The following is a 10,818-nucleotide window of genomic DNA, read 5'->3' on the forward strand; positions in this document are numbered from 1 at the left end:
GAGTGGGTGGTGGGTGCAGGTCAGCTGTCGGTGAGCTGCCAGTGGCCGCGCTTGCGCGTGGTGGCCAGGCCCTTCGCCTTGAGCTGGGTGCAGGCGTTGCTGACGCTGGAGGGCTGGAAGCCCGGCAGCGCGTCGCGCAGCTCCTTGAGCTGCTTGGGGCCGTCGGCGAGCAGGTCGAGGATCTGGTCCTGGAGGCCGGGCTCCTCCCCGATGTCGGGGCCGCTGTCGCCGAACGGGATGCCGAACGGCGTCTCGAACGGGGCGGGTGCCTCGCCGCTGTCGCCGTCGACGTCGTCCGGTGCCGGGGTGCCGGCCTTCGACTCACTGCCGGGTGCGTCGGCGAACGCCTGGGCGATGGTGTCGCAGTCGGCGTACGGGTTGGTGTGCCGCACGCCGTAGATCGCGGCCCCGGCCTGCGCGGCCTTGGCCTCGCCCTCGGTCAGCCCGGTGGGCGGGTCCTCGCCGTACAGGGCGATCAGGTCGGGGTAGACGCCGTCGACCTTCTCCGCGAAGAACGTGCGCATGAACTTCGCCCGGCCGTCGAGGAACATGTACGCCATGCCCGCGGTGGACTCGCCGTCCTCGTCGCCTTTGCCGGAGAACAGCGCCTCGATCTGCCCGTTCTCGTAGATCCGGGCGGGGATGTTCTCCATCTGGAAACCGGCCGGGGCGATGCCGTCCAGGCCCATCTCCTTGGTGGAGGAGGAGGCGGTGCGCATGAGGAACAGCGCGCCGACCTTGCCCTGCTGGCGGATCGCGTCGTCGTCACCGAGGTCCTTGAGGTGCAGGGACTGCACGGCGAGCCGGATGCCGATGCCGACCTTGCGGCCGGTCTTCTGGATGTCGGCGATGAGGTAGGCGGTGGCCTTGCGCATCGCTTCGTCCGGGTGGGACAGCAGCCGGTTGATCTCGTCCAGCGTGATGTTGATGAGCGGCCACGGCCGCCCGAGCGCGAAGTCGCCGCGCCCCATCTCGTTGGAGAGCCGCTCGCGGTACTTCATGACCGCGTGCGCGGCCGTGAGCATCAGCAGCGTCTCCACCGGGCCCTTGGCGAACCAGTCGACCCTGCCCTCCGCCTCCGGGAGGCTCATGCCGCCCTGGACGTCGCCGACCCAGGAGACGACGCCGGAGCGCTTCTCCGCGGCGAGGATCAGGTTCTGCAGGACGGACTTGCCCGCGCCGGTGACTCCGGCGGTGATGCCGCGCAGCGCACCCTGGCTCGGGTCCCACAGCCGCATCCGGGCGGGCTTGCCGTCGTGGCAGACGCCGATGGTGACGCGGCCCTTGGCGTCCATCGTCAGGTCTTCGACGGTGGCCTTGCGGACCTTCATCAGCGGGTTCGTCTTGTAGATGGAGACGACGCCCTGGCGGATGCCGTCGGTCTCGATGACCAGCCGGGAGGGGTCGTCGATGCCGAAGGCGGAGCAGATCGCCGTGTGCGGCAGGTGGATCTCCTTGCCCGGCGGGGAGGCGACCAGCAGCACGATGCGGTGCGGTTCGGCCCGGTAGTCGAGCAGTTCGACGCCGGGGGCGGCCTTGCCCGGGGCGGCGACCGCGCTCTCCCACAGCCCCCGGATGCCTTCGGCGACGGCCTCAACGTCCTCGGAGGTGGGGCGGGCGACCAGCCGCATCCGGCCGGGCCCGGAGCCCTGGACCGGGCGCAGCTTCACGGTGCCGACCGGGAAGTCGAACGCGGCGGCGAGCTGCACCTCGGTGAAGGTGGGCACCGCCTTCCCGGCCTGGGCGACGACGACGGCCTCGAAGTCGGGCCGGTCGGCGCGGAACGGGGTGATGGACACCAGGCGGGTGCCGTCGCCGGTGGCCTGCTGCCACTTCGCGGCGAGGAACTCGGTGTAGGTCAGCTCCCTGGTGGGGTCGGCCTGCGCCTGGTGCTCGCTGAGCTCCAGGACCAGGCCGGCGCTGCGGGTGAGCGGCGCCATCCAGCCCATCAGGGACGCCCACGCGGCCGGGGCGACGACCTCCCACCAGTTGAAGCCGGGGGTGATCAGGTTCGCCAGGTAGGTGCCGGTGGCCGTCAGGAACGGGATCGCCCGCTGCGCCCGGGTCAGGGCGCTCAGGCCCTGCTCGGGGTCCTTCGTCTTCGCGTACAGCCAGGCGAGGGTGCCCACTCCGATGCCGCCGGAGGCGATGTAGGACCAGGCGCTGTCGTCCAGCTGCGGGCCGACGGCCATCCCGGCCGCCGCGAGGGCGTAGGAGGTGCGTTCGGCCAGGACGCGCCGGTAGATGACGTGGCCCGGGACGCGCTTGGTGGTGTCGGCGGCCAGCGCCGCCTGGTCGATGGTGCTCATCACTGCCTCCGTTCAGGCACAGGCAGCAGCAGGGGCCGCGCCCGGTGGTCCGGGTGCGGCCCCTGCTGCTGCGGGGTGGGGTTGTTCAGCGGCGGCGGCCGGTGCGCCGGTAGAAGCCGGGCTTGGCCTGGCGGACTCCGGAGCCGTTGGAGGCTTCGTAGCCGGGGCGGTACTCCCGGTCGTGCGCGCCGTTGAAGCCGCGGGCGTCGGTGTCGACGGCGTCGGCAGCGTTGACCATCTCGCCGGACGCCTCCGCGACCCCGGTGAGGGCGGCGGAGGTGTCCTCGATCATCGAGGTGAACTTGGGCTCGACTTCGGCCTGGCCGCACATCTCCGACAGGCGCAGGGCCGCGTTGGCGTTGGCCTGCATGTGGGAGCGGAGCAGGTGCATGCCCTCCTTGAGGAAGAGGGCGGAGGCCGCGAGCTTGGCGGTCCGGCCGGCCAGGGCGAGGAAGCCGTTGCCCGTGCTGGCGCTGCCGGTGCTGCTGGCCACGCCCTTGTTCATGCCCGGGATGGCGGGGAGGTTGTCGCTCACGTGCTGATCTCCTCATCAGTTCTCGTTGTGGACGCGGGCGGCGGGCACTTCCAGGCCCATGTCCTCGGTGGCCTGCTGAAGGGGCCGGTAGGCCTCGAACATCTCGTTCTCGGTCGTCTCGGAGAGCTCCGCGGCCGTCAGCGACTTCGTGGCCATCTCGTCGGCCTTGCGGGCCAGCAGCTCCATGGACTCCGCCAGCTTGGCCATCGCGGCGCCGGTCATACGGCCGATGACGTTGTGCGTGGAACGCAGGTCGGCGGCGAGTTCGTCCAGCTCGTGCCGGATCTCCCGCGCCTTCGCGGAGAGCTTGCGGCAGGTCTCGTGCGTCTTGAAGGACTGCTCGGTGAGCTCCTCCAGGAGGTCGAGGCTGTCGTCGAGGGTGACCTCGGTCTCGTGCTGGGCGTCCATGTCCGCGACGCTGCCGCTGCCCCACTTCGTCAGCCAGGCGTCACTCACGCTGTTCTCCTTCGTGCTCGAGGTCGAGGTGCCGGCCGGGAGGCCCGCGCCGGACGTCGCCGGGCCGGATGCCGGGGAGTCGGCCCGCTCCACCGTGATCGGACCGGCCGGAGCGGAGGCGGCCGTCGCCATGCCCATCGCCTCGAACGGCGACAGGCGCGGGGTGCCGGTGCCCGGCACCGTGCCGCCGCCCGGCGGAGCCGGAGCCGGGGCGGTCCCGGCAACCGCGGCGGCCGGGGCCGGTGCAGCTGCGGGAGGACCGGCCGGAGTCGGCGTCGGGGGCGGTGTGGCCGGGCCGGGCGTCGGTGCCGGGCGCGGGCCCGGGACCGTGGTGGTGCGCATCCGGGCGCGGTTGCGGGCCCTCGCCTTGGCCGTGGACCAGGGCGTGCGGCGGGTCGGTGCCGCCGCGGCCGGGCCGACCGGCGCCTTCGCGGCGGGACCGGCGGGCTTGGTGGTCTTGGTCTTCGGGCCGGTCTTCTTCTTCGGCTTCTTGACCTTGACCTTGGTGACGATGGGCGGCCGCATCTTCTTGCGGCGGCGCTTGAGCCGCTTCTCAGCGGTCTCGTGCACGGCCTCGCCGAAGGTGGTCCGGCCCCGGGCGGCGGACTTCATCGCCCCCAGGACCTTGCGGCTGTACTCCTTCTGGAAGCGCCGGCACTTGCGGCAGCGGCAGCCGTACTTGTCGGTCGCCGCGAACGTGCCGTGTGCGATGCCCGGCGTGAGCGTGATCTTCTTGCCCTTGCGGGACTTGCCGCCCGGCGCCTTGGGCACCGAGGCCGGGCCGGTGCCGCCCTTGCCGGAGCGGGTCTTGCCCTTCTTCCCGCCGCGCTTGCTGCCGGGCGCCGTGGTGCCCGCGCCGCTGCTGCCCTTCCCCTTCGGCTTCGTCTTCGGTCCGGTGCCGGAGGTGGTGGTGCCGGGCTTCTTGCGCAGGATCCCGGACGGGCCGGTCGTACCGCGCGGCGACTTCTTCGTCCCGCTCTTGGGGCCGGTCGTCGTGCCCTTGCCGGTGCCGGGGCCCTTCGAGCTGGTGGTGCCGGGCGTGGTCTTCCCGCCCGACCCCGTGCCCTTGCCGGGGCTCTTGGTACCGGGGCCGGTCGTCTTGCCGGTGCCCGTCCCGGAGCCCAGTCCGCGCTTCTTGCCCGGACCGCCGGACGAACCGCCAGCCCCGGACCTGGTGCCGCCGGGGCCGCGCTTGCGGTTCGTGGTGGAGCCCCCGCCGGAGGAGCCGGAGCCGCCACCGCCGTTGGGGGAGCGCTTGCGCCCGCCACCGCCGCCGCTGCCCGGTCCCCTGCCTCCGCCGCCCGAACCTCCGGAGCCGCCGGACCCGGAGGAGCCGGGGCCGCGGTTCTTCTTGAGGTTCACGCCGCCGCCCTGCAAGGTGCGGCGCAGCGGGGTGACTCCCGAGCCGCCCTTGCCGCCGCCGGAGCCGAAGTTGGAGCGGCCGGGCCCGGAGCCCGAACCGCCGCCGCGCCCGCCCCGGGAGCCGCCGCCGGAGCCGCTGGGTGAGCGGGTCGTCGACCCGCCGCGCCCCCGGCCGCCCGAGCCGCTGTACGACCCGCTGCCGCCCCGCCCGGACCTGCCCGGACCGAAGCCGCCGGAGCGGCCTCCCGAGCCGCCAGGACCGCGCTGGAGCGTCTTGCGGCCGTACTCGTGGCTGGGCTGCACCTGCTTCTTCGAACCGCCCCCGGAGGAGCTGTCCTTGGCGGTGCTGGCGGTCTTCGCGACCGCTTCGCGCTGTTCCCGGTTAGCCCGGCCCGTCGCGACGGCGGAGTGGATGCCGCGCATGGCAGCCAGGGACACCGCGAGGATCGCCGCCAGGGACAGCGATCCCAGACGCGGCGCGGCGGGCTGCGCACCCTCCGAACGGAACGTCGCGGGGACCATCGCGCCGCCCGTCGCGGGCGTCGCGACGGGGGCCGCGGCGGGGTCCGTGTCGGCGGTGAACGGGGTGCCGAGACCGGGCTCGGGCAGGGCCTCGATGACGCCCATCGGGTCGGTTCGCGTCGCGGGTGCAAACGCTTCGGGCGTGGCCGGGGAGGCGTCTGCGGGGGCGGCGAACGGCACATCGGCCGGGGCCGAAGCGGGGGGTTCCGCGGGGGGGTCTGCCGGGGCGGTGTAGCCCACGCGGGGGAAGTGGATCAAGTTGTTGGGGCCGTCGTCGTCGGCCATGACGTCTCCCTCTCGGAGTTGACAGACGGTCACCGCCTGGGGCATCCTCGCGCGCGCACGACACGCGCGCGCCTTGGGGTGCTCCAGGCGGCGAGGAGGAGGCGGTGATGAAGAAGAACTTCGTCACCCTCCGTTGTTCTTGTAGAAGTCGTGCAGCGCCTTGGTGAGCGCGGGCCACAGGTTCGGCTTGCCGTCCCGTTCGACCTGGCGGGCCAGGGTCCGGCACGCGTCGTACCAGACCCCGGCCCGCTCCTGGTCGGTCGTGGCTTCCGCGATCCGCGCGTTCCAGTGCTTCGCGCGGTTTTGCGTCTGCCGAGGCGTCGTCAACGCTGCTCTCCCTTCGGGAAGTAGTCGTTGATCGAGGTGGTCGGCCGCTCACCGCCGGCCGCCATCGGCCACTGCTGCCAGGGGTTGTCGGCGGCCACGAACTCCGCCGGCCTCGCCTGCGGGACGGCGCCCGGCGCCTGGTCGGCCGGGGCGCCCAGCGAGGTCACCGTCTTGTCCAGGGACTTGGCGACGGCGGCGCCCAGGGCGGCCTGGCGGCCGGTCTTGCGCTCCAGCTTCCGGGCCTCCGCCGCGGCCCTGCGCTGGGGGAGCTCCAGGACCTGGTTGACGTAGGTCGCGTACAGGGCCTCCGCCTTGCTCGCGGCCTCGCCGGACGCCTTCTGCATGGCCCTGAGCTGCCGCGACACCTTCCAGGCGCGGATCTTCTTGGCCATCCAGCGGTCGCCCTCGATCGGCGTCTGCTCCAGGCGCCGACGCACGATGTCGGCGATCTGCCCGTACTGCTGGGCATCGCGAACGTGCTGGTCGCGGACGGTCGCGGTGAAAGCCCGAAGGCCCTCATCCGTGAACAGTGCGTTGATATCCATGAGGTGGGGTTCTCCTTCTCGGGGCGGGGGCGATCTGGGAGGCTTTGTCGTGGCGTTTCGGCGCCTTCACCACGTCCCCGAGGTGTTGACGGCATCTCGGGGGCCGGTGGAACCGTCGAAACTGCGGTTCGTGCAGGTCAGCGCCGCTTGCGCGGCAGCAGGCGAGGGTGGCACCACCAGCAGCCGGGGCCGTGGTCGTGCTCGGTGCGGGAGTGGACCAGCAGGAACGGCGTGGCCAGCACGGTGGCGAGAGCCACCAGGGCAAGGACCACGCCGACCACGTACGTCGGGGTACTCATGTCGAACTCCTCACTTCGGTGAATGCGCAGGTCACTGCTGGGGTCGGTAGCCGTCGGCGATGAGCGCGACGGCCTCCTGGCGGTACTTGGAGGCGGTGTCGGTGGACGACACGTCGAACTCGCGCTGGACGTCAGCGATCGAGACGACCCGGCACAGCTCCCGGTGCATCCCGTCGGCGTCCAGGCCGACGAACACCGCGCCGGCCGCGAGCGCCATGCGCGCGACCTTGCGGACCGCCCGCTCGCGCGGCGTCAGCTTCGCGGCGTCCTCGATTTCGACCGCGCGCCGCTCGACTTCGGCAGCGGCGAGCCGGGTTTCGGCGGCGGCGTACTCGGTTTCGGCTTCACGCTTGCGGGCCGCCTGCGTGTTCGCGTCGGCGGTCGCCTTGCGCTCGTTCTCCTCCGCCGTGAGCCGATCGGCTTCGGCGGCGCGGCGGCGGGTTTCGGCAGCGGCCTTCTCCGTTTCGGCGGCGACCCGATCGGCTTCGGCAGCACGCTGCCGGGCCTCCGCGATCTCCGCCGTCTCGATGGCCTGAGCCTCCGCCGCGGCGACCCGGTCGGCCTCCGCAGCTTCCTTCCGCTTCTCCGCCGCCTGGCGCTCCAGCTCCGCCGCGCGGACGTCCGCGGCGGCCTTGGCCTCACGCTCCTGGGCCGCCTTGCGCTCCGCCTCCGCCTCACGGGCGCGGGCTTCGGCGATGACGGCCGTCTCCAGCGCGGCCTCCTCCAGCTCAGCGGCCCGCTCAGCGGCGCTGACCTGGGCTCGGGCGTGCGCACGGGCCTGGCCGGTCTCGCCCTCCACCCGGGCGCGGACGGCCTCGAGCTTGCCCTCCGCCTCCAGCCGGTCGGCTTCGGCCTGCTTGCGCGCGAGCTCCTGGCGCGTCTCCGCGTCCAGGCGCCGACGCTCCGCCTCCTCCGCGCGGGCCTCCGCAGCACGTTCCTGCTGCTCAGGCATCGCAAGGGCCTCGGAGACGGTGTAGCCATGGGCGGCCATCTTCATCGGCAGCAGTTCGTCCTCGGTGGCCTTGCTCAGGTCGCCGTCGTGCTTGCGCTTGAGCCACTGCTCGTAGCCGATGAGCTCCTGCTGGCGCCGGATCATCTCCGGGTAGGAGGTGACGTTGTGCAGCCGCATCCGGCGGTAGAAGACCGGCGTGGCGACGGGGGAGAGGATCCAGCGGTGCAGCGGGATGCGGTCGGTGACCGTTCCCGCCTCCAGCCTGGCCTTCTGGATGATCAGGCGGCGGGCGGCCTCCACGCCGATCACGAACAGGATCGGCATGACGCCGTGGCTGGCGGCCTGCACCGGGTCGCCGCCGATGTGGCCCTGTGAGCTGGCGTTGAACCAGATCGTCGCGCCCGTCATGGCGTGCGCGGCCATCCGCAGGAGCGGCCACGGGGTGCCCTTGCGGATCAGGTACAGGTCCAGGGCGAGGAACGCGATGATGCTGGCGTCGACGCCGACCGGGAACCAGGGGGCCAGTTCCTTACTGAATCCCCAGTTCAGGGCGACCTTGGCCAGGGTGCTGTAGGACATCGCGAAGCCGATGACGCCGACCAGCGTTCCGCCGATCGCGGCGACGAGCGACAGGGCGGTCATCAGCCGGTCGCGGTCGGCCTTGATCGTCTTCCGCTTGTCCGGCCTCGAAACGCTCCGGGCCGTACCCGAAACCTTCTCGGGTGCACCCGAAGCGCGGCCCGGCGGGTGCGAAGCGGGGGTGTCGGGAGCCGCGGTCTGCGGCATGTCGGTGATCGTCATGGGGGCCTCCGGAAGGGGTCGTTCAGGGCGGGGTCGAAACGGCGGCCGGTGCTCCCGAACGCGAGGGGTGCGTTCCCGAAACGGCGGCCGGTGCGGGCGGTTGATCACGAAACTGGCACCGGCTCTACCCGCTCCGGGCGCACGGAAAGGCCGGCCTCCCGAGGTGCGGGCGGCCGGTGCGGGGGAGCGCTGCGGGGCGGGCCCGAAACTGTCTGCCGCTCCCGCCGGGCGGGAGCGAAATCAGCTCTCGGGGAACCGGGCACCGTGCCGGCGGAGGTCGGCGGTGGTGATGCCGAAGTGGCGGCAGCGGTCGATCAGCGGCTGGAGCGCGCTGCCGCCGGCGAGCGCCTCGGGCGAGCCGACGCCGTACCGCTGCTGCGTGGCGAACAGCTCGTTGAGCGCGGTCGCCGTGCGGGCGGCGTGCCGCTCGAAGCGGCCCTCGCCCACCCACTCCTCCGCGATGACGTGGAGGGTGGTGCGCCAGCTGCCGCTGTAGTCCTCCGGGTCGATCGGCGGGATGTCGCTGCCGAAGATCGCGAACGCGGCGGCCTGGGCGGCGGCTTCCGTGCCGGGCTGGAGCGGGGTCATCGTCGTGGCCATGTGGCCTCCCTCGACTGTGGTCCGGGCTGTCCGGCTCCCCTTCACCGCCCGTCCCGGCCGCCGTGGTGCAGCGGCCGGTGCGGGCGGATCAGGCAGCCGCCAGAACGGATCAGGAGGCGTTGCCGGCCCGCTGGCGGGCGGCGCGGCGCTTCATGGAGCGGCGCTCGTCCTCGCTGAGGCCGCCCCAGACGCCGGTGTCCTCGCCGTGCTCCAGCGCCCACTGGAGGCAGGTCTCCATCACGGGGCAGCGGCGGCAGACGGCCTTGGCCTCCTCGATCTGGAGCAGCGCCGGGCCGGTGTTGCCGATGGGGAAGAACAGCTCGGGGTCCGCGTCGGCGCAGGCCGGGCGGGGCCGGACGGGCGCAGCGGTGGAGATGGCGCCGTAGCCGTAGGGGGCGGTGCGTACGATGGTCTGCATAAGGGCCTCCCAGAAGGTCCGGTAGTACGAAGCGGCCCCGGGGGTGCGACCCCGGGGCTGTTCTGTGTCGACGGCCGGAAGGGCCGGAGCGGGGTGACATCCCGACGCTCTCCGCCGACCCCGCCGGTGAGGGCAGGGACGACGGGCGATGCCGGGGGTCAGCGGCGCTGCTGCTTGGACTGGCGTGCGCGGTAGGCGTCCTGGAGCCGGGCGAAGCGCTGGTGGATCGGCGCTCCCTCCGGGCAGTCCTGGCCGGCCTGGCAGGCCGCGCAGTCGTTGGTGTGGTTGGTGGAGTCCTGGAACGCCTTCATGTAGCGGCGGTACAGGTCGTCCGAAGGCTTAGCCATCAGCGGACCTTCCGTGCAGCTGCGATCAGCTGGCCCAGGGCCTGGCAGGCGTTGCAGGTCCAGTAGGTGACACCGAACCAGCCGCCACAGCGGTCGCACTGCCACTGACCGCCGTTGCCGTGCGGCTGGAGAGCGGGCAGGGTGGTCGCGCCCCGCACCGTGAACAGAATGAGGAGCCGCGGGTAGCGCCCCTCGGTCTCGTCCGGCTCGTAGCCCTTCTCGTTGTCCTCACGTTCGAGGTCTTCGATCAGTCCGCCGGTTACGGATGCCATCATGGTGATCACAGGGCCTCCCAACAGGTCCTTGACGGCCCCAGGGATTGCGCCCCTGGGGCCGTCGTCTCTCGGCTGTCGTACGAGCAGCCACGGCCGCCCCCATCCCGACGCTTCGGGGTGGGGGCGGCCGTGGTTGTTCGTCGTGTTATCGCTGAGTGGCCAGCTGCCGCTGGCGGGCCTGCGTCGCGATACGGCGTACTTTTTGGCGCAGCATCAGTCCGTAGTCGCAAGGACGGTTGGTGCGGCACTTGCGGCAGCCGGCCTGGTGAGCGAGGAACCCGTTGACAACGCTGGGCTCGGGGACGCCCATCCGGCTCACGGGCTGCGAGACGGCGGGCTGTGGCTTACGCACGACGTTCGTAGCGCGGCGGAACTTCGCGGTGGCCTCTGCGGCCAGGAGTCGCTCACCCCATTCCTCGATCGGGATGTCGAACTCGATGCGGCGCGCGCTGCCAGGGCAGCGGGGCGCCTTGCCGCCTCGATCGGTGCGGTCCAGGTGATGGGTCTTGATCATGCGGCGCTGGATCGGGTGCCAGCGGTTGCAGTCCGGGCAGACGACAGAACGGCGTTCGCCCTCTCGAAGGTTGATGTCCTCAGGCCGGAGCTGGCTGAGCAGGAGCGGGGTACGGGTGCTGGGACGCAAGGGAACTCCCTGGTAACGCGAGAAGGAAACTGCGATGCGTTCTCCGTCTGCCGCGACCGAAGCCGCGACAGGTGGGCAGCGCATCGCTGCTCTGCATGGGGTGGAGCCGTGCCGGGCGACCTCGTGACCTATCGGTCCGTCA

At 72.4% G+C, this 10,818-nt stretch carries 12 protein-coding genes; all 12 read right to left on the bottom strand.

Annotated features, from left to right (window positions below; translation table 11 throughout):
- Positions 1-20 precede the first annotated feature (20 nt).
- The gene (locus tag ABD858_RS35770) at positions 21-2,309 is read right to left on the bottom strand and encodes a hypothetical protein (RefSeq protein ID WP_345045690.1); all 2,289 of its coding nucleotides are present in this window, start codon (positions 2,307-2,309) and stop codon (positions 21-23) included.
- An 85-nt stretch (positions 2,310-2,394) separates the two neighbouring features.
- Positions 2,395-2,844 carry a conjugal transfer protein TraB gene (locus tag ABD858_RS35775; protein WP_345045692.1) on the bottom strand — a complete coding sequence of 150 codons (450 nt, stop codon included), beginning with the start codon at positions 2,842-2,844 and terminating at the stop codon, positions 2,395-2,397.
- Positions 2,845-2,859: 15 nt separating this feature from the next.
- A complete protein-coding gene (locus tag ABD858_RS35780; protein WP_345045695.1) occupies positions 2,860-5,469 on the bottom strand; it encodes a hypothetical protein in 2,610 nt (869 codons plus the stop codon).
- Positions 5,470-5,592: 123 nt separating this feature from the next.
- Complete coding sequence (locus ABD858_RS35785) at positions 5,593-5,796, bottom strand: hypothetical protein (RefSeq protein ID WP_345045697.1); 204 nt, start codon at positions 5,794-5,796, stop codon at positions 5,593-5,595.
- Complete coding sequence (locus ABD858_RS35790) at positions 5,793-6,341, bottom strand: hypothetical protein (RefSeq protein WP_345045700.1); 549 nt, start codon at positions 6,339-6,341, stop codon at positions 5,793-5,795. Before ABD858_RS35790 ends, ABD858_RS35785 begins: the two co-directional genes overlap by 4 nt.
- A 137-nt stretch (positions 6,342-6,478) precedes the next feature.
- Complete coding sequence (locus ABD858_RS35795; protein WP_345045702.1) at positions 6,479-6,640, bottom strand: hypothetical protein; 162 nt, start codon at positions 6,638-6,640, stop codon at positions 6,479-6,481.
- 31 nt (positions 6,641-6,671) lie between these two features.
- Positions 6,672-8,393, bottom strand: a complete 1,722-nt coding sequence (locus ABD858_RS35800) for a DUF2637 domain-containing protein (RefSeq protein ID WP_345045705.1) — start codon at positions 8,391-8,393, stop codon at positions 6,672-6,674.
- A 240-nt stretch (positions 8,394-8,633) separates the two neighbouring features.
- The gene (locus tag ABD858_RS35805) at positions 8,634-8,993 is read right to left on the bottom strand and encodes a hypothetical protein (RefSeq protein ID WP_345045707.1); all 360 of its coding nucleotides are present in this window, start codon (positions 8,991-8,993) and stop codon (positions 8,634-8,636) included.
- Positions 8,994-9,102: 109 nt separating this feature from the next.
- Positions 9,103-9,411: a WhiB family transcriptional regulator gene (locus tag ABD858_RS35810; protein WP_345045710.1), complete on the bottom strand. Its 309-nt coding sequence runs from the start codon at positions 9,409-9,411 to the stop codon at positions 9,103-9,105.
- A 158-nt stretch (positions 9,412-9,569) separates the two neighbouring features.
- On the bottom strand, positions 9,570-9,758 hold the full coding sequence (locus ABD858_RS35815; protein WP_345045712.1) for a hypothetical protein: 189 nt from the start codon (positions 9,756-9,758) through the stop codon (positions 9,570-9,572).
- Positions 9,758-10,033, bottom strand: a complete 276-nt coding sequence (locus ABD858_RS35820) for a hypothetical protein (RefSeq protein ID WP_345045715.1) — start codon at positions 10,031-10,033, stop codon at positions 9,758-9,760. Before ABD858_RS35820 ends, ABD858_RS35815 begins: the two co-directional genes overlap by 1 nt.
- Before the next feature lie 145 nt (positions 10,034-10,178).
- On the bottom strand, positions 10,179-10,676 hold the full coding sequence (locus tag ABD858_RS35825) for a hypothetical protein (RefSeq protein ID WP_345045717.1): 498 nt from the start codon (positions 10,674-10,676) through the stop codon (positions 10,179-10,181).
- Positions 10,677-10,818: the final 142 nt, after the last annotated feature.

It is taken from the genome of Streptomyces sannanensis (genome assembly GCF_039536205.1).
GTDB classification, from domain to species: Bacteria; Actinomycetota; Actinomycetes; order Streptomycetales; family Streptomycetaceae; genus Streptomyces; species Streptomyces sannanensis.

What these genes read in the sequence shown, in the direction of transcription:
- ABD858_RS35780 (WP_345045695.1), bottom strand. Translation starts at nt 5,469, where the DNA reads ATGGCCGACGACGACGGCCCCAACAACTTGATCCACTTCCCCCGCGTG.
- ABD858_RS35810 (WP_345045710.1), bottom strand. Translation starts at nt 9,411, where the DNA reads ATGCAGACCATCGTACGCACCGCCCCCTACGGCTACGGCGCCATCTCC.
- ABD858_RS35820 (WP_345045715.1), bottom strand. Translation starts at nt 10,033, where the DNA reads ATGATGGCATCCGTAACCGGCGGACTGATCGAAGACCTCGAACGTGAG.
- ABD858_RS35805 (WP_345045707.1), bottom strand. Translation starts at nt 8,993, where the DNA reads ATGGCCACGACGATGACCCCGCTCCAGCCCGGCACGGAAGCCGCCGCC.
- ABD858_RS35815 (WP_345045712.1), bottom strand. Translation starts at nt 9,758, where the DNA reads ATGGCTAAGCCTTCGGACGACCTGTACCGCCGCTACATGAAGGCGTTC.
- ABD858_RS35800 (WP_345045705.1), bottom strand. Translation starts at nt 8,393, where the DNA reads ATGACGATCACCGACATGCCGCAGACCGCGGCTCCCGACACCCCCGCT.
- ABD858_RS35770 (WP_345045690.1), bottom strand. Translation starts at nt 2,309, where the DNA reads ATGAGCACCATCGACCAGGCGGCGCTGGCCGCCGACACCACCAAGCGC.
- ABD858_RS35795 (WP_345045702.1), bottom strand. Translation starts at nt 6,640, where the DNA reads ATGAGTACCCCGACGTACGTGGTCGGCGTGGTCCTTGCCCTGGTGGCT.
- ABD858_RS35790 (WP_345045700.1), bottom strand. Translation starts at nt 6,341, where the DNA reads ATGGATATCAACGCACTGTTCACGGATGAGGGCCTTCGGGCTTTCACC.